We start from the raw sequence: 21,305 nt of genomic DNA on the forward strand, positions 1-21,305 counted from the left end.
CTCGACACCACCAGCTCAACGGCTTGCCGCTTGTACTCCTCGGTAAACGACCGACGTTGACGTTCCATTCGACACCTCCGCGCTCAATGAGCCTACTACAGGTGTCCACTCATTCGGAGGAGGTTCACAGTATTGGCAGTCGAGCCAGAATTGGAGAACTTCAGGCTTCTCGTACGCAACACGCAGATACTCGGTACCCGCGTTCATCGTTGTCAAGCCGCTGCATGGACACATGATGGACACATCTGTTTGCGGACCGAAGACGAAACAAACTCTCCACTCGATTCATGGGGTGTCCAGGTCACCACCACACCACGACCCAGCGACAAGCAAGTGCCGTGCTACCGCCTCTCCACGCTGATCGAAATTGCCGGTTTCTCGCATGTTGACATTCTCAAGATTGATATTGAGGGCGCTGAACTCGAATTGTTTGCGCAGGCAGCAGATGATTGTCTGGCAAGAATTCAAGCGATCATTATTGAGACGCATGATAGATTTCGGCCCGGCAGTGAAGCCACCGTTCGCCGCGCGTTGGCCCCCTTTTTTGATGAGCGCCAAGGCCGAGGTGAGAACCTTCTTTTTGTACGGAAGGCGGCGTGATGGCTTTCAAAGCGTTCGTGACGCGGTACGTATATAAGCCGCTAATCTCAATAGGCCGCTTTCCTTCACATCGGCAGGTCAAGGTCAGCTTAGAAGCTCTTGAAGCCGATCGGGCAAGGCTGGCGAAGCCTGCAGTTTTTTGCAGCTGTCCTTCCAAGCCTCCAGATATTGCTCGAGGGGGATAGCGCTGCGGCCGTCCCATCGGTTTAGCGCGCCGAGCGCTTCCATGGTGGCCGGGTTGCGCTCGTATTCTTCGAGGATGAATAGCGATGCCGCTTGTGCAAACGCGTTAAGGCAGGGGTCTGCCTCCAACGCGGCACGATGCTGCCTGAACCAGGCGTTGAGATTCTTTGAATTACCTTGTTCAGCCGCCAATTTTCCGTAGCGCTCGACAGCATTTTGTCGATAGACCGCAACGGCGGCGCCAAAACCACTATCATCCTTGAACGGAGGATCGCGAGACCAGTTGTCCGCCAACAGGGAGAGGCCTCGCAACGTAAACGCTTCTACCAGGGCCTCCTCCAGCCATTGGCTGGGTGCTGCAGGCTTTGCGTCCGGCCGCCATGAGTTGGATGTAACGTGTCCCAACTCGTGACCAAACTGATAGGCGAGCCTCGACCAATCCCGTTCCCCAATGTCGACGACAATCCAGGCAAGGTCGGTTGAGTCGTTGTGAAGCCAGACCGCGGGAGGGCCGCTGGTGCGTTCCTCAACGCGAAGGCGGTTGGGTTGGTCGTTTGAAACAAGGCGGAAACCATCAAGGCAAGCAGCACGCATCCGCTCAACGACCTGCAGAGCCGCATGCGGGATCATGCGACCCCAGTCGCCGGCGAGTTCGATTGGAGCGGTGCGGAGATCCGCTAGATAACCCGAAGACATGCAGCATTATCCTTCTGACGATCAAAAATTGAGCCTTGTGCTAATTACACAATGTTATTGTGATCAGAGCAATCCGCATGTCGTCCCATTTTTGCGCGGCGGCTAGCCAGCAGCTGTGCGTGCACATCCCGCCTTAACGAATACTTCGTTGGTTTATTTGCAACGGCTTCTTCGCAAAGGTCAGACGGAGAAGCTATTCCCGTACTTCCCCTAACTATCGTTCTGAAGCTATTGGAGGCTGAGGTTGTACACACGACTTGCTAAGTCCAGCTCTGGCGACAAATGGTGGGACATGATGCCTGAAGGTAGTCTTGGATCCAGAGCCGTGGGTTTCTTGCAAATCACGGCAAGCGACACTTCTTGATCTCCCTTATGAGCAGCAGTCGTCGGGATTGCGCTGCATTGAGCAGGCCCTCGAACAAGACAAAGGCCTCGCGCGCCTGGATGTAGACATCGGTGTTGATGGAATGCTGGTCGAAACCGTACGACGCGAGACGCGCCTCGATTTCGGTTGTGGCAACAGGATCGAGTCGCCAACTCAGCGCGTTTTGTCTGGTGTAGTGTTCGGCCTCGTCTTCGAACTCAGGCGCGATCCCGGTCATGTCGATATGGCGTAAGGCGGCCTCAATCGCCTTTTGCCGATAGGTCGCGAGCAGACGGTGGCGCAGGACGCGGTAACGCTGGATCTCCCAAGAGAGTTCGACGACGTCGATCGCGAGCAGCCACTCGACGGCAGAACGTGGCGCCAAATCAGCGAAGATCGCTGCGCGGAGCGCGTGGTAATGGTCTAGGCGTTCACCAGGGAGCAGAAGGGGAGGTGGGGCAAACACCTCAAGCGCGACCGGCAACGTTGTTGTTGCGGGCAACTCATGCGCAGTTTGAAATGGTCCATTCATCGGGAGGGAACCTCCGGCTCAAAGCGGGAGGGAGCGGCCGTGCCGACCATGGCCGCGCTGAGCGGGCTGTGGATCGGGCTTGCCGTCCACAAGTCATGGGCCAGCCGCAAGGGATCAATCTTCAAGTTCGCCCACCAGGCCCGTTCGTTGCCGTGTCGATGCAGCTCGTGGTGATGGGCGCGACACAATGGAACGGTGTACTCGTCGCTGACCTTGCGGCCGAGAGCCGTGGGTTGGGCGAACTTCAAATGGTGGGCATCGGTAGGCGATTGCCGGCAAATGAGGCAGCGTTGTTCTCGGACAAACATGAGGTGCGCCTTGCTGCGCCTGCGGGGCAACTCCTTGGGATGCGCCAATCCGGCCGCAGGCGCATCTGTCAGGGGGGCCGGTACCGCGGCATCCGTGGCTGCGTAAGGCTGCGGGGGCTGCTCTGGCGCTTGGTCTAAGGCGCGTGCCTGTTCGACCATCCCGGCTTCGTCGGATTCCTGAAGCTTGGTCAGATAGGCGACCTCGACGAGCTGGGCGTCCGGCTCCAAGAGGGTGTTCTTGAGCGGAAGGCTGACCTTTGCCCAGGCGAGGAGGTCATCGCCGGGAGGCAGGACCGCGAGCTGGCTCAACAGCCGCACCCGAAGCTCGGCCGACCGTGTTGGATCCAGCATCGGCGCGCGGTTGAGAACGCCCTTGGCGGGGGTGGCCTTCGCGCCAGCTGGTGCTAGCGGCGCCGCGGCCGGCGGGCCCGCCACCGCGTCGGGGGCGTCGAGATCATCCTCGCCGGCAATTCCGACCAAAGCAAAGAGGGCATAGCGGCGCGCATAAGTGAGCGCCGCTCCCATGCGGTGCGGCGCCTCGACGTCTTTGACGGCGCAGACCGGCAAGTCCGAGGAAATCCATTCCCCGGAGGCATGAGCGAGAAGGGTGGTGAGGTGGATGTGGCCCGTGGTAATCTCGATTCGGGTGGTCTGTATGGTCGCGATCTCCTGCCGGCTTAAGGTCTTGCGCACGATGTCGAGGCCTGCGGCGAGCGACGCATAGCGGAAGGTCCGATCGTCATCGCGCAGGAAGGGCGAGCGGATTATGGCGGTCAGGGTCTTTTCCGGGTTGGTCAGTTCGGCCTGCGCTCTGGCGAGCGCGGCTGCGATCGTGCCGATATGCTCACTTGCCTGATGCATCGACGATCTCCACCTCGAGCGAGCCAAAGCTGATGGCGCCGGATTTCGCCCGCTTGGCACGAATGCCGCAGCCGAACGCTTCCTTGGCATCCTCCGGCACTAGCTTTTTCAATTCGGCCTTCGCCCGTTCGTGGTCGCCGTGTGCGACGAGGGTGCGGAGGTAACTCGCTGCACATTCGGCCCACAGGTTGGAGGCGGTCATGTCCACGACCTTGACGGCCGCTAGCCGCGGGCGCGGCGCCTCGCTCCCGAAAAGGACCGGCGGCTCGCCGGTTCGTACGCAGCGCCAGAACTTCTTCTCCGCGGTCAGCAGAAGGTGCTGGTAGAGCGGGTCGGCATGCACGATAATCTCGATCCATTTGCCGCCTCCGGTGATCACCGAGAGCACCGCCGACCTTGCCGCGATCACCCACATGTTGTGCTGCAGCTGCGCCATGTGCTTTTCGGCTGCTGCTTCCTCACTAAAGGCCCATGGCAGCATGAACTTTGCTTCGAACACCGCGCCGGTCTGTTCGACGATACCGTCGAGCGTTGCCGCCATCCATGCATGGACGGGGTGACGCACGCGCTTCTGGATGTCTTTGATGGTTTGGCCACTGTTGCGCTGATACCAGCCGCGATTGAGTTCTTCCGTGGCGGTGCCGAGCTGGACGATAAGATTGTTGGACAAGTCTTCCGGCTCGCTCTCGCCGCGTTTTTGGCGCCATAGGCGGATCAGATCCGCCTCATCATTGCCCATGATGACACGGGCATCCGAGCCGCCAATGAAATGACGACGATCAGCAGGGTTGAACTTGACGAGCTGAAATCGTGGCTCTGTTGCGCCACCGGTCGGAATAGCACTCACCGGTATCTCCCGTTATGAACAGCGCGGCGATGGTTGCCGCACTGCGCAAACCCCGCGGGATGCGAGGTGAGATAACGGGGCCGTTTCTGCGCCCGGTCGACTCAGTAACGCTCCGTTTGCCGCGGAACGCCAGTCCTTTCTGCAGCAACAATCTTGCTCTTTTGCCAGCCAGAGCTTGATGCAGATAGCGAACGGAGCAAGGTGGCGAGCGTGATGGCAACGCGGAGAATAGGGCATGGCGTCAGTTCGACAAATCGAAGCCAATCGGAGAAATGCCAAGCACAGCACGGGCCCGAAGACAGTCCAGGGAAAGGCCCGATCATGCGGGAATGCGCTCCGTCACGGGTTGTCGCGCTCGATGGCGTCTGAGAGCACGGGGACTGACGCGTTAACGAACGGTCTTCTCAATCGCTTGGAGCAGGAAGCGCTGGCGTTCGAGCCGGCCGTCATCGTGAGCCAGCAGGAGCTCGCCCGCGTCCGCTTGGCTCGCTACGAATTGCTCGCCGCATTCCTGATGTGCCCGAACGCGGCGCTAGCAAAACGGATTCGCGGCCTTGCGCGTTACGAATGCACGGCCTTTACAAAGCAGAAGCGGGTCATCCGGGCCAGCAGGATCAGCAGAGCGCGCGCTGAAACAGAGCGTTCTTGCAGCGAGGCATAAAGGGCCTCGACATTGAACTCTTTTAACGACTAACCGCGGGTTTCATGTAAACACGTAATCGTGGTGTCCATCAAATCGGAAGCAGCTCAAAGTGGTACGTCGAGACGAAGGCATCGACAAGATCCGCGTCTACCTCAACGGCGTAAAAAAGGGTTCTACGCTTCGCCAGGATCAACGGTTTTTTTCAATGCCTCGCAGGTTCTCAACGTTGGCTTCAGTCAAGCATCAAGCCTCGGATGAATTGATCACGTCCGATTCTCGCGGTGGTCGGGTTGTGTTGATTCAGTCAATTCAAGGATATAGTAAATCTGCAAATACTCGCGGAAGTTACCGTTCCGGACTAGCTCCAATCAACAGAGCGGCCGCCAGCCCTCATGGCGCAGAAGTAGTAGCGCGCCGCGGCAATTTGCGAATCCCAGTGACGAAATTCCGGAAAAAGTCGTAACCTGCTCAGTACTGGAGGTTGGCCGCCCCAGCCTCCAGCTTAGTCCCGGTGGCCCCAACTCACCCCCCGAGCTGGGGCACGCCGAGCTGAGGGCAAAACGATGCAAGAAGTATTCAAACCCTACGTGGTTTTCCGGCGTCGATACCTCAGGCGTTGCGCGTGCGGCCTATTTTATTTGCGTCGATGGCGGAGAGGCAATGCAGCGAGCCGAACGCTATCTTCAAGTAGGTCGTCGCGGCCCGGCCCCTGCGGAAGCTTGCTAGCGGTGGCTTCTAGCTTCACCGCCATTTCTTCTAGCTCCCGAAGGATGGTCGGGGTGTACGGTTGGGTCGGCCAATCCGCAGCGGGGAATGCAAAAAGATGGGATCCTCCGGACGAAAATTTTAACCGTATCCGTCCGCTCAAATTCTCGTGCGCGCATGATCCCGTGGGGCGATCACTTTCTTACAGGAGCGAAGCGCGTCCGGCGGCACCTGTTGCATATCCGGTGCCGTCGTAGGCGTTGCCGGATGATGACCAAAGTGAAAACTCGGCTCTGGCATGTTCGCTGGGGCGTTTTTTTAATCAGTGACGTCCGGCGGGATCTCGATGGGCTTCCGGGTGATGGGCGTTGTCGCCGCTATGCGCCTGCCTGTTCAAAGGCTTGGTTCAGTGCTCGGAGCGCGACAGGCCGCATCAAAGCATAACCCGCGACATTGGGATGGACACCATCAGGCATGATCGCCGCCTTTCTGGCGTCATCGATCGTTCCGAATGCCGCTCGATAGTCGGCGAAGACATACGACCGCATTCTTGCGGTATCCTCGATCCAGGCGTTCATGCGCCGGATCCAAGGTTTCGGATCGATATCTGGTGCCCATGCGAACTGGTCGTAATCGGCATAGTTGCCGAGAATCACACGCAGGCCATGCGCATCGGCAAGTGTCAGCATAGCCAGCACGTTGTTCTGATAGTCGCCGAATGTCGTCGGGCCGGTATTGCCAGCGATGTCATTGCAGCCGCACAGAATGTGAACCACCTCAGGCCTGAGTGCGACGACGTCTGCCATGAAGCGCAGCAATATCTGAGGCGTGGTCTGCCCAGCGATGCCACGCCCGACGATCCCGTTCGAGAACAACTCGGGATCGACGTGAGGCCATGCTTCGGTCAGAGAATCCCCGATGAACACCGCGCGCAGTGGGGCCATTATCGCAGCATTGCTGTCTCGGTATTGACCGAGATTCGGCCAGTCGCTGCCCATTCCTCCAGTTAGATTCTCGACCATTCCGACTGTGCTCATTGCCAACCTTCCGCCCGACGTGGAAGCAAATTCGCATGGGTTATTTTCATCAGTAGCAGAGTTGCGGTGGGCGACAATTAAACCTCACGACAACAACGCCTTCCGCTTAAAATAGCGGACGGCGCTGACTCTAGCCCCAGGAAGGAAATTGCAAAATCCTGACGGCTATGAGGATGCAGAATCAAGCTGCGCGGCGGATGCAAATTATCAATCCCTTGAGTTTCGGAACTGGCGCAGCTACCGCGCGTCGCGGGTGTCGAACAGGGGCCCGTCGCTTCTGGCCATTGTTGGCCTTCGCATACGTACCTGCTCAGGCAAGGTAAACGTGTAACGCAAACAGTGAACGTTCTCGCCATAGTGAGGTCCTCGCAGGAAACCTCGTCTGCTTGTGCGGCATTATTTCCGATCAGTCTGATAGCGTCGGACCAATCCCAAAACTTTCGTAAGTACTCCGGTTTCTATAGTTTCTTTGTTCGCTCCGCTAGAGTGCCCTTCAAGTCTGGATATTTGACGGCGAGGCCCACCTCCGGCGAGCGACGGTACATACTGCCGGCCGCTTCTTCGTGGCCTACGAGAGGCAAAATTCGCTTGGGTAAGAAATGCCTTCGACTTGAACCGGGACATGTTCGGTCACGACGGGTTCAGCCGCCTTTGGCCAGTAATCGACGACGCCAAGTTTGAAATCTTCGACGGAGCCGGTCCCAAGCAGCAGCGAACTGCCCCCTTGCGATAGCTGCTTAACAAATGGTCGTAGACCCGAACATTACCTATCGCGGCATTGCTTCGAGCGAGAATCGCCACCGGCTTATGACACCCGGGGTAAAGCGCGCCGAGAGATAGACCCACCTCTGAACCATTTGACACAGTGTACGAAGACGCCGAAAACCACGAAGACGTGGTGCTGAGACATAGAGTGGCAGTGAGGGCACTGTCAGAAAAACAGCTATCTTGCGATCTCGAGTGGGGGCGGTCCAGCAGCGAAGCCTGCACCATTCCTCCGGGGATTTCTTTTATCGCAAATCAATGGAGGTTAGAGACGGAGCGTAATAACTCCTGCCTTGAATTAAATGAACCGCGTTCTGTGGCGGATCGTTGAACACGCTCGAGCAATCCGCGAGCGCGAAAAGCTAAGCTCAATGAACAGGGCAAGTCGCTACGGCTGGCGAGAGTTCGGTAATTCCCAACCGTGCCAGGAAAAGACGCCGCCGGTCTCACAAATATATGCCCGCGTCGCTTTCTTCATGAACTGGATATTGAAATCCCCAGTCTCACACAGACTGCATGGCTACGCCAGACGGCTTCATCGTCTACTGGCGACATGCATAGGCGAATTTGTGCTTGGTTGCGGCGTTCCCATCGTGGCCCACGGGTTCGGCCGGTCTGTTCGTGCCTTCGCCTCCGTCACACGGCTCGTCGCGGTGGCGGGGTGCTCTGACCTTAGGCCAATGCGGGCACCGGCCGCCGCGGTGGGAGCAATCTGAGCGCTTTGACAACAGCCCCTCGAAGCCAAAAGCGCAGGGGACCGCTCTACGCGAGCGCACACGGGACTTGGCGACTGATTCCCCACGAGGCGGCAATCCGGACATGCCGGACACGGCGATATGCTTCGGGGACTTCACCTTGATCCAGTCCTCCGGCCATCGGCTGAATAGACGCTCTCAGCGTCTCTCGCGTGCCGCTCGAAGACCAACTCCCGTGAATGATCGAAAGCCGTCATGGTCGCGTTGTCGCTCACTGAGTAGCAGCAAAATGCGCCTTGGTGCTCCCTGGTTGTTCACTTATGAGCCTGGCATCGGCTCGTTTCAAAGCCTCTCGTCGGCTTCGGTGATGCTGAACGTTATTTTATCACCAGGCAGCGGGTCGCCAGGAAACTGCCTACGGAGCTGGTCTAACAAACGCGCCGCGCCGATATTCTTGTTGAGGGCCATGGTGTAGATCTGATTTACGTAGGCGATCCAACGCAACATCGTGACGGCCTCTCCGTCGATCTCAAGTCGGACCTGTTCCTGTGCAACTTTGCGAAACAGAAACCCGAGAGACTTCGGTCGCTTTGGTTGTTTTGGACGACCTCTTGGATTTCCGGAGCGACCTTTCTTAAATTGTGTGTTCTTCGATCTAGCTTGCGCGCTCATAGATTCTTCCGACTTCGGCTTCATTGGTGCGATCGCTTCCTCCGGGCACCACAACGAATTCTATCTCAGATGGGCCCTCGGCGTCTGGACCGAAATATTGCTTTGCCATTGTTGCTATGATCCTTGCCGCATCGATATCTCCTCTCATCGCCTTGTTGAACAACTGCCGAAGGTGGATCTCAGCCTTTGGCATTCGCTTGCGCTTGCCGTCGATGTTGACGACAAGCTCCTCGTTATCGATCGATTGCAGGATCCGTCCGGGGTGAAATTCCTGAGTATTCTTTTTGGGTCGCCCGCGTGGATTCCCGGACTGACCTTTTTTGAAGCGCGAACCCAACGGCGGCTTTCGGTAGCCCACCTTATAGCCTTCCGCGTTATCCTTGCTCACCGCTCTCTTCCCTTTCGCATTCGATCTCATTCGCGGGACCGGCCTGACGGTCGGATGAAGTTCCCGAGCATTATTGCCTGTTCGAGCCTGGTCGCTGGCGACCGGCGTGAATTGCCCGAGTGTTCTGTTTGGGCCGCCCGCTCGGATTCCCGGACTGGCCTTTTTTGAAGCGCGCAACTACCGGCGGCTTTCGATAGCCTACCTCATAGCCTTCAGCACTATTCCTGCTCACCAGTCTCTTCCCTTTCAGATTCGATCTCTCGGAAGGGCTTTCCATCCGATGACCGAACGGCATCCTGCCCCGTCAGATTCTGCCAGCGTCGGATCGCCGTATCGATATAGAGAGGATCGAGTTCGACCCCGCGGCAGATGCGGCCCGTTCGTTCTGCGGCAAGCAGCGTAGTTCCGCTGCCCAGGAAGGAGTCGATGACGATTTCACCCCGGTGCGAGCAGTCCAGGAGGGCGTCCATCACCAGCGGGATCGGCTTGACCGTCGGATGCAGCTCCAGCAAGTTATTGCCCTTTCGAGCCTGGGTGCTGGCGCTGTCGTACTTCCAAATGTTGCTGCGATTTCGGCCATTCTTGCCGAGCTCGATATTGTTCGTGTGTCGCGCCGTGCCGGACTTGAAGACACATACCAATTCATGCTGGGAGCGATACAGCGATCCCATGCCGGCCGCGCTTTTGACCCAGACGGCAATGTTCTTCAATTCGCTATAGACCTCGCGGCCGGCGGCAAGAAGCTCGTCGAGATGCGCCCAGTCCATGAAGACAAAATGGATTGCTCCGCTCTTGCTGTACTTCGCAAGCAGCATGCAGCTATCCTTTAGGAAGCGAATGAATTCGTCCCTGCTAAGCTCTCCAACACCCTGGGCAAACTCACGATGGATAATCTTTCCTTTGCCAGAGACGTGGCCGCCGATGGGGACGTTATAGGGCGGATCGATGACGACGACATCGCCGTGTTTGTTCTGCATGAGCTCGTCGAAGGTGGACTCCGATCCGGCGTCGCCACACAAAATGCGATGGCAGCCCAGCTGCCACAGATCACCGGCTTGGCAGACCGGAACCCCCGTAACTGAGCCGGTATCTTCGGTGTCTTCGATGGGCGGCTCGCTAAGTTTTAGGATCGTCAAATCGATTTCAGGCAGGGTGAAGCCCGTCACCGACAAATCAAAATCCTGGTCGAGGGCCTTCAGCTCCAGGAAGCTTTCGCCCAGAAGGCGCTCGTCCCAATGCGCATTCAGTGCCAGTTTGTTGTCCGCAATCCTGAGCGCCTTCAGCTGGGCGGACGACAGGTGCCGGATCTCGACCACGGGTATTTTCGTCATTCCAAGCTTCTTGGCGGCAAGGACCCGCCCGTGGCCGACGATGACGTTCCCCTTGTCATCGATGACAATGGGCATCACGAAGCCGAACTCTCGGATGCTATCCGCAAGCTGGGTAACTTGACGCTGGGAGTGCTGGCGCGGATTGCGCGCGTCCAACAGGAGATCCGCAAGCGCGCGATATTGAATCTGGATTTCTACCAGGCCAGCGTTCGTTGCCGTGCTGCTAGCTGCTGCGCCGGCGGCCTGCTGAGGGGCCGCCGGGTTAGGGGAAGTCTGCTTCTTTTGGGTCAAATCCCGTACTCCGATGTTGTCGGAGCACTTCAATAATCCTGATTCGACGGGTAATGTGGCGCGGAAAATGCGAAATAAAATTACCCGGTCAAGGAATGCATAACGATCGCCCTACGATTTTTGGGCGGCACGCCGAGGTGCTCCCGGCACAGGTTCATCCACACGAGTCGCAGAGGCCGGTCACGCTTGGCCATTTCATCAGCGTCTCCATAACAAGTTCTCAAGGTTTCAGCATTCGTGACGCTATGGCACGAAAAGATGGTTCCCTTGGCGCTCGGCGTCAGCGTTGACCTTGTCGAGCCGATTTTAAATCGATGCCATCGTTTCGTTCCTTTGGCGGACATGTCGGCGACAGCCTCGACGTTTCCGCCCACAATGGAATGAATGCCACCCTGTGCCGACAATTCATCACAGACTCGGCGGATCGAGGGGGTCTTTCTGGTCTCGGCGAAAATGCGAATACGCAGCAGCCGGACGGCAACCCAAACTTGAGCGTAAAAATCAGCATTTCTCAACGTGGGTCCACGCGGGCGCCCCCGGCGGCGTTTAGATATTGTTAACATCTTCCCTCTTGCAAAAAGCGGCCTGCAAACGCCTCCGCGGGGGCGCGCACTCCAAAAAGGGCGAGGTTCTGACCGCCCTGTTACTGCGAATCCGTTCCCCTGTTATCGTAGCATATTCCCCTGTTAACTTCCGTTCTCGATCCATCGAAAGATCGTCATTCATTGGACTTTTGTCGCGGAGTGGCCATTGGGAGGCAATGAAAAGTAGCGAAGTCCCTGTTGTTGCCCTGATATGCAGGGAATTGGGTGCTCCAGATCGGTTGGGTTAGACTAGGTCCACCGCCCGGACCCCGTTGTAACGCTCAGTGGCAGAGTTGGGCCGTTGGTGACGATGCCCTGGGCCGGCAGCCCACTTGCCGTCCCCCTCGCATTCTTTCTGTCCGCGCGCGACAATCGATGCCTTCTGCGCAGATTTAGTTCGCCGTCAGCACTGCATCGACGCGGCGGCTGTTTCGCGTGCTGATGATGATGGCGCCGTTGCGGGTCGCAAACCTCGCACCGACGAGGCGCGGAACCTTCTCCGTCAGCGGTGATGGCAGCGGAATCATTCCGCCGGTGACGGGATCGCCGACGTTGATCGGCGGTCCGCCGGCACCGGCCGAAGGGGCAGCCTTGATGTATTCCCTTATGATCTGAATCTCCTCGCGCGAGAGGTTGAGCGCGGCCTGTTCCCTCCCGGCGTCAGCGGCTTTCTTGTCCGCCTCAAGCTTGTCTTGCGCTTCGTCCTGCTGGGCGGCCTCGCGTTTCGCGGCGTCCTGTTCGAGTCGTACGAGACGTTCCCTCAACGGGATCAGCTCGCGCCGCAGCGTGGCGTTGTCCGACTTCAGCGAGGTGATCTGGCCGAGTGCAATCGCTGCGGCAACGCACGCAACGACCGAGATCAGGCTGAGGCACGCAACGGCCAGCCCCGGCATTCCGACGCCCTTGGCCGTTTTCCGATCCGGCACGTCGCTCTCGGAGCGCCGCCGCCGCGCCCGGGCAAATCCCGGCATGCCGGTGCCGAGGAGTTTGACAAGGCGCGAGAGCCGAGAAACGTTTCGGTCCGGCTCGTGAATGGAGCCAAATGCCGGCTCGGGGATGATCGGCGCGCGCGCGGGTGGGGCGGGCGTTGCCATTGCGCGGCTTGCGCCCAAGGTCGTGCGATCGGCAAGGCCTCCTTCCATCACGCGAAGGATTTGCGGATCAATCGCGTCGGGCCGTTCGACAACAGCATCGCTGATCGCATCGCGCGGGTCGCCAGCAACGGTCTCCACGGGCTCCGCTTGCCGTTCGCTGGGCTCCTGCTCGCTGAGTTCCTGTTCGATGCGGGACGCTTCAAGCGAGCGCCATAGCGCCAGACCAGAGTCCGTGATCTGAAGCCCGGCCTCATTGATCGAAGCCCATCCGGACTGGAAGACGTCGGCGTCGCCAAGCTCCGACGATCGCTTCAGCTTCGTGGCTGCATCGCCCGCGGCGATCATGCGCTTGACTTCGCGGCTGACCTCCTCAAGCGGAATCCGTTGCTCGGGTCTTGCGGCCAGGACGCTCAAGATCGCCAGATTGAACCTCATGTGGCGCCTCTCGATGCCCCGGCAACCGGTCGTGCAGCCGCTTCGCTCCCGTGCCGGCGATGTGCGAACCGCAGACGAGGCCGAAGCGGATCAATCATGCCGGCGCGGACGTCCGTCACTCGGAGAGTCAGGCAAGTGTAGCGGCTCCCTCTGAGGCAAACAATGCGCCTTCCGGCGCACGACAGATGGATAAGTCTGCCTGCGAACGAGACGCGCCACGATCACGTCCGCTGAAGCGCCTCAGAGGAACTCGCGAAGCCTGGAGAGCTCGATCACGTGCTCGGGCGACAGCACCTCCGGCACGAGGGGAGGCTGCGACTTGGTCCGGATCTCGTAGAGATGCCGGGTCTTCTCGGGCTTGCCCATGAAGTCCCGAATGCATTGGTCGAGCGTTCCGTTGACGATCATATAGGGCGCGCGATCCTCTCGCCGGGAATTGCCGAGAGAAGGCCATTTGTAAAGCGAGGCCGCGGCCTGGAAGTCCACCTGATGAGAGTGGTCGGTCATGCCTTGATCTCTACCCGAAAAAGCCTGTTCGTCAAACAACGCCGGCTCATGAGCGAGCTGGCGCAGCGGGACGCGAGAGCCGCGCGCGATCGCGCTCGTCCTCGGCGGAGAATGTGCCCGTGGACGTCGAGCGACCCGCCAACCGCCTCGCGGTGATTGCTTCGAGAGCGATCGGCAGCCGGCTTCGATGCTTGGCGCGGCAGCGCGCGCCCAGTTCGCCGGGAGACCGCCAGCGTCGGCGGCCATTCCTGGTCGACTGGAATTTGTTCTTGTTTCGTTCTGGTGTCTATCGTAGCCTCCAGGGACGAGCAGTTTTGGTCAGGTCAGGAATGAACGGGTTGAGATGGCAACCGCAGCCACCATCCTTCACGCGGACCTGGATGCGTTTTACGCGTCGGTCGAGCAGCTGCTTGAACCGTCGCTGCGAGGCAAACCGATCGCCGTCGGAGGCGGGGTTGTGCTTGCCGCGTCCTATGAGGCCAAGGCCTTCGGGGTGTTTGGCGGCATGTCGGGACGGGAAGCTCGCCGGCTCTGCCCGCAACTGATCTTCGTCGGCGGCCATTTCAGCGATTACCAACGGCTGGGTGACGCAGCCATCAAGGTGATCGGCGACTTCACCCCGCTCGTCGAGCGCATTTCGATCGACGAGGCGTTTGCCGATGTTGCCGGCTGCACGCATCTGTTCGGAACGCCCGCCGAAATAGCCGCGGCGATCCGGTGGCGCGTGCGCACGGAGCTCGGCCTTGCGATCTCGGTGGGCGTCGCGCGCACCAAGCATCTGGCGAAGATCGCCTCGCAGGTCGCAAAGCCCGATGGACTCGTGGTCGTTGATCCCGACGCCGAGCTCGGATTCCTGCACGAACTACCGGTTGAATTGATGTGGGGAGTAGGGCCGGTCACCAGGACACGGCTGGACGCGATCGGCGTCTCGACGATCGGTCAACTCGCCAAATTGTCGGAGCGGTCGCTGACGCGGTTGCTCGGTCTGGCGGCGGGCGAGAAACTCGCAGCGCTGGCCTGGAATCGCGATCCGCGACAGCTCACGCCGCATCGGCGCGTGCGATCGGCAGGAGCGCAATCGGCGCTTGGCCGAAAGCCCGCGATCGAGCAGGTCATTCGGCCGACGCTGCTTCATCTCGCCGACCGCGTCGCCACGCGGCTTCGGGCGAAATCCCGGCCTGGACGAACCGTGACGGTGCGCGTTCGCTTCGCGGACCTGAAATCGGTGACACGCTCGATGACGCTCGATGCGCCCGTGTGCACGACGGTGATCCTCGCCAGCCTTGCCGAGAGACTGGTGCGCGCCACGCTTGCTGATCACCCAAGCGAGAAATTCATTTCGCTGCTGGCAATCTCGGTGTCGCATCTCGAGGAGCATTGGGATCTTGCGCTCGAGCTTCCGCTCGGACTGGCCGATCAAGCGCTTCGCCCTGGAAGTCCGATCGGGATGGCGCGCTGGGCCGCAGACTGTGCCATCGACAAGGTCCGCGATCGCTTTGGCTGGGATGCGATCGGATACGGTTCGGCAGCGCTGGAGGTCGTTCGTTCGGTGCCCGACGATTTCCGGAAGCTGGCCGAGAAAGAGCTCTAAAGCGCGATGAGATCAGATCGAATCGTCATCGCGCTTTAGCTTCTTATTTGCGCATGATCTTTCGGAAAACCGCTTCGCACTTTTCCGGATCATGCTCTAGCTCTTCGCCGATTCACCGGCTTGCCGTTGCATTAAGAAAACGCAATCCGGAATCGCGGGCTTGTGAGTGGTGGCGTGGCGCGCCCGGTCTATCCTGAGCATGCGGAGGACAGCCATGAAATTCAGCTCCGAACTGATCCAGACGATGCGCGACGCGCTGGAGACGGTGATGGCAAGCGTGCCGGCCGATCAATCGGTGTTCGGTCTCAAGGCGGCGGTTGCCGAATGCATCTTGCGGGCGGCGGCGCACGGCCAGACGTCGTTCGATGGCCTCGTGGCGTCGGCATCCGATCAGCTGCAATCGATCATCTCGATGCTGACGTAAAGCATGATCCGGAAAAAGTGCGAAGCGGTTTTCCCTCGCGACCGACGCAAGGCGTTTGCGCGGCGATCATGCTCAAACAATGAACTAAACGCGATGACGGTCTCAACCCAATCTCATCGCGCTTTGGCAAGCCAGATCGCGCCCAAGCGTCATTGACGGCTCCCGCGCGGCTTTCGTTGGACGCCTACGATGAACCAATGCCTTCCTTGGCGATCCTGGTCAGCGCTTCGTATCCGGATGGGGTCAGGTGCAGGAGATCGCTCTTGTAATTGGCACACGGCGTTGTTCGTCCGCATGCGATGTCGGAGGCATCGATCGTCCTGATTCCGAGCTCCCTGCTTCGTCTGCTGAGCTCGGCATTGACAGATCCAATATTCTCGGCCGCACCTTTCATCTGCTCGCCTCGCGGAAGAATCTGGATGGAGAAAATCCTGCCGTTCGGCCAAAGCGATCTGATCTCCTCAAACAGTTTTTGATAGGATTCCATCACTCCGCACGGCTTGTCGAGATAGATGTTGTTGGTCCCGACCAGCACGATGATGGACTTCGGCCTGATTTTGCGCAGCCGCTCGCGTTCGTGTTCGATGAACCAGAGCGTGTTCTGAATCCTGTCGCGTCCGACGCCGAGGTTGGCCACCGGCCCGGCGCCGAGCGAGGCAGATAGTTCCCTCGGCCACGCCTCAACGAGCGAGTCACCAAGCAACACTGTCGAGACATCGCCGGACAGGCCCGACACATTTCTCTCATATTTGCGCAGGGCATCGGCATTGTCCGGCATGGCGGCCGTTACGGCGAATTGCGTGTCGGTCTTGTCGCATGCAACTCTCGAACTTTGCGCGCGTCCCTCCGATGGTAGACAGAGTGCTGCGACAATTGATAACGTCGCCGCGACATAGACGATTGACGCGATGTTGCGGGGGTCTTCATCGTGCGTTTTCGATGTCATTGCGCGGTTCCATCTGAGGGCAGTCAATCTGATGTCGCTGAGCATTTCGATCCTGGGACAGTCAAACAGCATCCTGAAGGCAGGCTTTTTCCAGAAGTTTCTGGACGCCGATGACACAATTGAAGTGACATCGGCAGGAAGGATCGGTGCATCTCCGTCCTTGCTCGGTCCGTACTTCGCCCAGGGCGATTTCTTCAAAGGCTCGGAGTTTTGCATTGTCGACACGTGCGTGATCGATTTCTCGCTGCTTTCCGCCAATGCGATCGATTACTACGATGTTGTAAGGTGGGTCGAGTGGATCGGGCATTCCGCCAAACGCGCCAATTGCGAGCCGGTTTTTGTCTGCATCCCGGTGAGCGACATCAACGCATCAAGAACGATCATCTCCGCCTGTATTTCCGTCTGCCAGAAGCAGGACTGGTACTATCTTGATGTAAGGGATGTCATTGCCGCGGTCGTCAAGTCCAAGAACGTAGAAGCGAAGGAACTCTATGCAGACGGCAGTCATCCGGCCGAGTTCTTGTCGGGCTTGATAGCAACGCACCTTGGCAATTTCTTGACTAAGATAAGGACGGCCAAGACTGCAAAGTGCAAACGCACGTTTGCCTTCACGGCTTACGAACGCGTGCCGCTCAAAGATCAAATTGCGGGCACACCGGTGGAGTATTCGTCGAGGCTGATCGCGTTTTCGGGCGTCCGGCTGGAACGCGGCGAGACGTACCCGATCCACATCGGGTCGGATTCATCCATCCGCGGCCTCATGGTGAACTCGGCAGCCTGCAAGAGCGTGCTGTCGATCGAGGGAGACAGAACCTTCCACAAGAACCTGCGTCTCAAGCCCTATCACCCGACAAATTTCGAGGCGCGGCTCATTCCGATCTGCAGGCCAATTCGAGACCATCAGGGAATGGTCAGGCTCTCGCTGACGAACCAGAATGTCTCCATGAGCGATGTGACGCTTCATAGCTCGAAGGACGAGAACAACGAAGGCTTCATCGAAGTTGCCGATCTCGTCGTCGAGCAAGGATACGACCTGGTGACTTACACGACCACGCGGCCGGCCGATCCGGCTTCCATCAAATGGGTGCCTGATTGATGGTGGCAGTTTGATGAGCCGGTCGACCGCGACGCGCCTGTCCAACACGCGGGAAAGCTTATGCACTATGTCACAAGCTCCCGCGGTCAGCCCAGGACCTGCACTGCTCCCGTAATATTCCGCGCTTCAATCGATTGACGATTTGTCGCGCTGTTAGACGTCCGCTCTGAAAGTCGATGGATAAGTCGGTCGGCGCTTTGGCTGACAATGTCTTTCCGCTGTAGAATCAGCCCGATTCGAAGGCGCTCCTCATATGACATTCAAAGGCTTCCACATTGGCCATGACGTTAGGTTGATCGTTTGCACGCTCGAGGCCGCAAGGACCGGTCGTCGGCGCGTCTGGCGGCGGCAATGACGTCAGGCTATTGGGAATTCCGCTCCAAGGGCGGCACGTTTCGCATCGTGCCGCTGAACGGGCGATTTCACTTCTTCTTCGAAGAGGAGGATTTTGGGTCCTATCACTCGGCAGTGGCCGCGCTCGATCTCCTCGGAGGTTATTCCCATTATCCGTCGGCCCGTGGCCTACCGTTTGAAGTTCCCGAGTGGACGTTTGTTAGGGTCGGCTGAAGATGGTTATGGCCACGTGCCTCTCAGCTATTTTGCTTGCGCACTGTGTTTGACGAGCAGCGATCCCGCTCGGAAACGACCACGACAGTCGCGTGCCAGCGGAGCCTGGCACCGGTGCGGCGGAGCTCCCTAGCATGGGACGATCGGCAGACATCGCGTCCGAACCGGTTCGGGAACGATTCCCGTAGAATAGCGGCACCGGGCCCTAAGACGTTCCATTGTGTTGCTGGGGCGCGAGCGGTAGTTTGCCGGAGACAGTTCGTGGCCTGGCATGGAAACCTTGCCAGGGAGGGTTTCCAGCCGGGGCCACTGACCGAGGCAGCAAGCCGTTCAGCGTCGGACCAATGCCCTTGCAGTCCGAGCGAGCTCAAGCGCGTCGAGCCGCTTCCCTGCTCGCCTAGGCTGCGGTACGCTACCCGCTTTCCCATTTGCGCACTTGAATGGACCGTTCAGTCGGCCATTGGTTCTGCTCTCGGTCGGATTGCATTTTGTTTGTTGCGGAGCACCAAATGGACTCCACGCGGGATAACAAGGTTGCGGAAGGGCGGCTCACGAGCTTGGAGGAGCAGCTTTCGAACTTCGCGCGTGAGGCGGGAGTCAGTCCGTTGAGTCCAACGACCAGCACGAAAGTGCCTCGAGCGTTGCGAGCAATGATTCATCGATTGGAAGATTGGCGCTATCCGGCCTCCATCGGCTTTGTTGTGCTGACATCCATTGTTGGGGGTACTTGGTGGTGGTCCTCCATTGGTACGGCGGTCGTGTCCCCCTCAAACCCCACACCTCTGACACAAGCCCGGCCGAAAGACATTGCACCGACTGCCGTCGTACCTTCCCCGGATATTGCACAACAGCTCCAACCGATGGCGCGTGATCTCGCCTCCCTAAGGCAAGCGGTCGAACAACTACAACTGAGGCAAGAACAGCTGGCCCGCGACAATGAAAGCGTGGCAAGCCAACTCAAGGCGAGTCAGGTGGAAACAGCACGCAACAACGATGTCATCGGCCAGATCAAGGCTGCCCAGATTCAGATGGCGCAGGACAGCAAGACGATGACCGAGCGGCTCAACGCAAGCCAGGAACAACTGGCCAGTCTGGTCGCCAACGCTTCGGCGCCAAAGGCAGAGCCTGACGAGCCTAAGCCGCCGTCAGAACAACCAAAGGTAACCTCCGAAATACCAGTGCCGCGTCCGCGGCCGCCGACCAATGTCACCCAGACGCACAAGCGGGCGCCGAATGCGGCGCGCCCGCAAGCCAACAAGCCGCAACCGTCGGCATGGCCGTGGTCAGCGCGCTAATCTGCGAATCCACCTTCATGACAGGCAGTAACGGATAGGCCGCTGGCGCTGGGACGGCGGCCTCTTGAACCTGATCTCAAGGAATGACTTGGAATCAGCGGCGGTCGGTGAGCGGCACCTCGCCCAGTGCGCGAAGCGATGCGGGACGATGTAGCGGCCTCCAGAACCACGCCGCGCAATCGGGTGGCTCGGCTAACCCGCGGCCTTTATTCTGATCGGGTCGCGCGCATGGCGCATCGCGAGCTCTCTTCGTCGGCATCGAGGGTTCCCTTCGCAAAGTCGAAGAGACGGCTCCATACGAGCGAAGTGGGCTTCGTCACCCGCACGATGCCTCGGACTAGCGAGTGACATCGAGCGGAACCCGCAGAGTAGAAGGCCGAGCTGTGAGAACTGTCTGGCTCTACGTCATGCAAGGGGCAGCGCCGGAGATCAACTACCTCAGGGTCATTGCCATACTACACGCCGCGGCATGGTTCCGCGGAAACGGGGGTGTATCGGCATAGGCCTTGCAGTCTAGGCGATGCTGGGAATTTCAGTGTCCCGGTTTAGGAATAGACCGTCCCCGGCTGTGTATTTTTGAGATCGGCGGACTGAATTGATTGGGAGGCATCGTTGAACTTCACCGCACTTGAGCAGGCTAGATTCCTCGTTCGGAAAGGAAGCACCGACTGGATGGTTTATGATCGAGAACTCAAGGGGCCGGCGCAACTCGAAAAAGGTGGCCGCTTTGCCGAGAAGCTGACGAAGGAGCAGGCCGAACGCATAAAGCAGGCTTTGACCGACGCCCTACCGGCAACTGCGGGCAATGCTCGGGTTGGGCCGTGATCGAATGCATCGCGAAGCATCGGCGAAACAGACAGCGAACAAATGACGCCTGTGTTACCTAGTAAGATATACGAACAGAATGAGACATCGGGGAACGAGGCGGGGCAAAATGGCGACACCTTCGTGGAACAAAGTTAGGCCCTTGCGGAATTCGACTGCGATTGCTGAGCGTTAAGGAACCGCCATTGCTGTGCGAGCCTTTAGAACAAGCCGGGAACTTCTTGAGAGCGTGTTCTTCATTTACATGCTGCCGCCCGGCGCTGTCGTCAAAAATCAGCGTGACGCCATGGTCTTGCGGAGGAAATAACCCGTTCACACTATCTCCGACGGGCCATGTACGAGGCCATTTGTCCTTAGCCTCTGGATCGCCAACTGCTCTTCAGTGAGGCGCCTTTCGACGAATTCCCTCTCTTGTTCGGTTAGGTTGCCCTTGAGCAATCGGCGATAGCGCTGGACATTGTTCCCGTAGACTTTCAGGCGCATCAACTGCTCGTCGGTCATCTTCCTCTCCATGCGAGACCGGCAATAGGCGGACGCCTCCCGGCCATTCCCAACAAAATTGCAGAGAGCCGGGAAAAATCTCGCCACTGTCTCTGCGCCGCTTCAATGATTTCGGTTGTAACTTTGCGCAACCTTTCCTGGCAGTGTGGAAGGCGACGATGCGCACCGAATGGCGTCCCTGCACGGCCACGGAGCAGGGTCTCGCGATGTGTGCTCGCATCATCACCGGTATCGCGCGAGGCGCGACCTATCCAGGACCACAAGGCCTCCCGCAATTACAAGATCGAGGCCTTGCTCCGCATCTTGCGAACGATCGAAGGCGCGCAACGCACGATTTGCTCCCGCTGCAATGAAGCGAGTGTAGATTAGTTACCCTTCTTTGCAGAGCGTTGGCCGGAAATTCCGAGGTATTCCGTCAAACTGTCGCGGAGCCATCCGGAGTCACGATCAATTTGGGCAATTACGATGCTACTCGCTAGGGGGATTATTCGCCGGTCCATCGATGCCTCAAGTCCGGCCGTG

General features: G+C 58.8%; 22 protein-coding genes. 8 read left to right on the top strand and 14 right to left on the bottom strand.

The features are described from left to right. Window positions 1–132 precede the first annotated feature (132 nt). Window positions 133–600 (top strand): FkbM family methyltransferase, encoded by a 468-nt coding sequence (locus AC066Y_RS27155; RefSeq protein ID WP_478276542.1) that lies wholly within the window; start codon window positions 133–135, stop codon window positions 598–600. Between the two features lie 84 nt (window positions 601–684). On the opposite strand, the gene AC066Y_RS27160 is transcribed toward AC066Y_RS27155, so the two are convergent. The 4 genes from AC066Y_RS27160 to AC066Y_RS27175 form a co-directional block, all read right to left on the bottom strand. Further along, window positions 685–1,479, bottom strand: a complete 795-nt coding sequence (locus AC066Y_RS27160; RefSeq protein WP_478276543.1) for a hypothetical protein — start codon at window positions 1,477–1,479, stop codon at window positions 685–687. A 341-nt stretch (window positions 1,480–1,820) separates the two neighbouring features. Next, window positions 1,821–2,375 carry a hypothetical protein gene (locus tag AC066Y_RS27165; protein WP_478276544.1) on the bottom strand — a complete coding sequence of 185 codons (555 nt, stop codon included), beginning with the start codon at window positions 2,373–2,375 and terminating at the stop codon, window positions 1,821–1,823. After that, a complete protein-coding gene (locus AC066Y_RS27170; RefSeq protein ID WP_478276545.1) occupies window positions 2,372–3,544 on the bottom strand; it encodes an ERF family protein in 1,173 nt (390 codons plus the stop codon). The genes AC066Y_RS27165 and AC066Y_RS27170 overlap by 4 nt, the downstream gene beginning before the upstream one ends. Continuing rightward, complete coding sequence (locus AC066Y_RS27175) at window positions 3,528–4,382, bottom strand: YqaJ viral recombinase family protein (RefSeq protein ID WP_478276649.1); 855 nt, start codon at window positions 4,380–4,382, stop codon at window positions 3,528–3,530. Before AC066Y_RS27175 ends, AC066Y_RS27170 begins: the two co-directional genes overlap by 17 nt. Window positions 4,383–4,749: 367 nt before the next feature. Here AC066Y_RS27175 and AC066Y_RS27180 point away from each other — a divergent pair, with 367 nt between their 5' ends. Continuing rightward, window positions 4,750–5,052 carry a hypothetical protein gene (locus AC066Y_RS27180; RefSeq protein WP_478276546.1) on the top strand — a complete coding sequence of 101 codons (303 nt, stop codon included), beginning with the start codon at window positions 4,750–4,752 and terminating at the stop codon, window positions 5,050–5,052. 1,064 nt (window positions 5,053–6,116) lie between these two features. On the opposite strand, the gene AC066Y_RS27185 is transcribed toward AC066Y_RS27180, so the two are convergent. The 8 genes from AC066Y_RS27185 to AC066Y_RS27220 all read right to left on the bottom strand — a co-directional run bounded on the left by AC066Y_RS27185 (window position 6,117) and on the right by AC066Y_RS27220 (window position 13,538). Next, entirely contained in the window at window positions 6,117–6,776 is a 660-nt protein-coding gene (locus AC066Y_RS27185; protein ID WP_478276547.1) for a GDSL-type esterase/lipase family protein, read from the bottom strand. Window positions 6,777–8,578: 1,802 nt separating this feature from the next. Continuing rightward, on the bottom strand, window positions 8,579–8,908 hold the full coding sequence (locus AC066Y_RS27190; protein ID WP_456669871.1) for a DUF5681 domain-containing protein: 330 nt from the start codon (window positions 8,906–8,908) through the stop codon (window positions 8,579–8,581). After that, the gene (locus AC066Y_RS27195; protein ID WP_478276548.1) at window positions 8,892–9,296 is read right to left on the bottom strand and encodes a DUF5681 domain-containing protein; all 405 of its coding nucleotides are present in this window, start codon (window positions 9,294–9,296) and stop codon (window positions 8,892–8,894) included. The genes AC066Y_RS27190 and AC066Y_RS27195 overlap by 17 nt, the downstream gene beginning before the upstream one ends. Before the next feature lie 70 nt (window positions 9,297–9,366). Next, window positions 9,367–9,591 carry a DUF5681 domain-containing protein gene (locus AC066Y_RS27200; RefSeq protein WP_478276549.1) on the bottom strand — a complete coding sequence of 75 codons (225 nt, stop codon included), beginning with the start codon at window positions 9,589–9,591 and terminating at the stop codon, window positions 9,367–9,369. Continuing rightward, complete coding sequence (locus AC066Y_RS27205) at window positions 9,515–10,918, bottom strand: site-specific DNA-methyltransferase (protein WP_478276550.1); 1,404 nt, start codon at window positions 10,916–10,918, stop codon at window positions 9,515–9,517. The genes AC066Y_RS27200 and AC066Y_RS27205 overlap by 77 nt, the downstream gene beginning before the upstream one ends. 80 nt (window positions 10,919–10,998) lie before the next feature. Then, window positions 10,999–11,433, bottom strand: a complete 435-nt coding sequence (locus AC066Y_RS27210; RefSeq protein ID WP_478276551.1) for a hypothetical protein — start codon at window positions 11,431–11,433, stop codon at window positions 10,999–11,001. A gap of 461 nt (window positions 11,434–11,894) precedes the next feature. After that, the gene (locus tag AC066Y_RS27215) at window positions 11,895–13,031 is read right to left on the bottom strand and encodes a hypothetical protein (protein ID WP_478276552.1); all 1,137 of its coding nucleotides are present in this window, start codon (window positions 13,029–13,031) and stop codon (window positions 11,895–11,897) included. Window positions 13,032–13,271: 240 nt separating this feature from the next. Further along, window positions 13,272–13,538, bottom strand: coding sequence for a hypothetical protein (locus AC066Y_RS27220; RefSeq protein WP_478276553.1), 267 nt, complete (start codon window positions 13,536–13,538; stop codon window positions 13,272–13,274). Window positions 13,539–13,881: 343 nt separating this feature from the next. Here AC066Y_RS27220 and dinB point away from each other — a divergent pair, with 343 nt between their 5' ends. Both dinB and AC066Y_RS27230 read left to right on the top strand, forming a co-directional pair. Continuing rightward, window positions 13,882–15,129: a DNA polymerase IV gene (dinB, locus tag AC066Y_RS27225; protein WP_478276554.1), complete on the top strand. Its 1,248-nt coding sequence runs from the start codon at window positions 13,882–13,884 to the stop codon at window positions 15,127–15,129. Between the two features lie 214 nt (window positions 15,130–15,343). Continuing rightward, entirely contained in the window at window positions 15,344–15,553 is a 210-nt protein-coding gene (locus AC066Y_RS27230; protein ID WP_092125470.1) for a hypothetical protein, read from the top strand. 184 nt (window positions 15,554–15,737) lie between these two features. Here AC066Y_RS27230 and AC066Y_RS27235 read toward each other — a convergent pair whose 3' ends face one another. Continuing rightward, window positions 15,738–16,544 carry an SGNH/GDSL hydrolase family protein gene (locus AC066Y_RS27235; RefSeq protein WP_478276555.1) on the bottom strand — a complete coding sequence of 269 codons (807 nt, stop codon included), beginning with the start codon at window positions 16,542–16,544 and terminating at the stop codon, window positions 15,738–15,740. Between AC066Y_RS27235 and AC066Y_RS27240 the strand changes: the two genes are divergently transcribed. The 4 genes from AC066Y_RS27240 (at window position 16,531) to AC066Y_RS27255 (ending at window position 20,282) form a co-directional block, all read left to right on the top strand. Further along, window positions 16,531–17,595, top strand: a complete 1,065-nt coding sequence (locus tag AC066Y_RS27240; protein ID WP_478276556.1) for a hypothetical protein — start codon at window positions 16,531–16,533, stop codon at window positions 17,593–17,595. The two genes, AC066Y_RS27235 and AC066Y_RS27240, sit on opposite strands and share 14 nt — an antisense overlap. A 351-nt stretch (window positions 17,596–17,946) precedes the next feature. Next, window positions 17,947–18,162, top strand: coding sequence for a hypothetical protein (locus tag AC066Y_RS27245; protein WP_456723855.1), 216 nt, complete (start codon window positions 17,947–17,949; stop codon window positions 18,160–18,162). 509 nt (window positions 18,163–18,671) lie between these two features. Beyond that, a complete protein-coding gene (locus tag AC066Y_RS27250; RefSeq protein ID WP_478276557.1) occupies window positions 18,672–19,457 on the top strand; it encodes a hypothetical protein in 786 nt (261 codons plus the stop codon). Window positions 19,458–20,069: 612 nt separating this feature from the next. After that, complete coding sequence (locus AC066Y_RS27255; RefSeq protein WP_478276558.1) at window positions 20,070–20,282, top strand: hypothetical protein; 213 nt, start codon at window positions 20,070–20,072, stop codon at window positions 20,280–20,282. 312 nt (window positions 20,283–20,594) lie between these two features. Here the strand turns inward: AC066Y_RS27255 and AC066Y_RS27260 are convergent, their stop codons facing one another. Beyond that, a complete protein-coding gene (locus AC066Y_RS27260) occupies window positions 20,595–20,783 on the bottom strand; it encodes a hypothetical protein (protein ID WP_478276559.1) in 189 nt (62 codons plus the stop codon). Between the last annotated feature and the right edge of the window lie 522 nt (window positions 20,784–21,305).

This window comes from Bradyrhizobium sp. USDA3010, assembly GCF_056429065.1.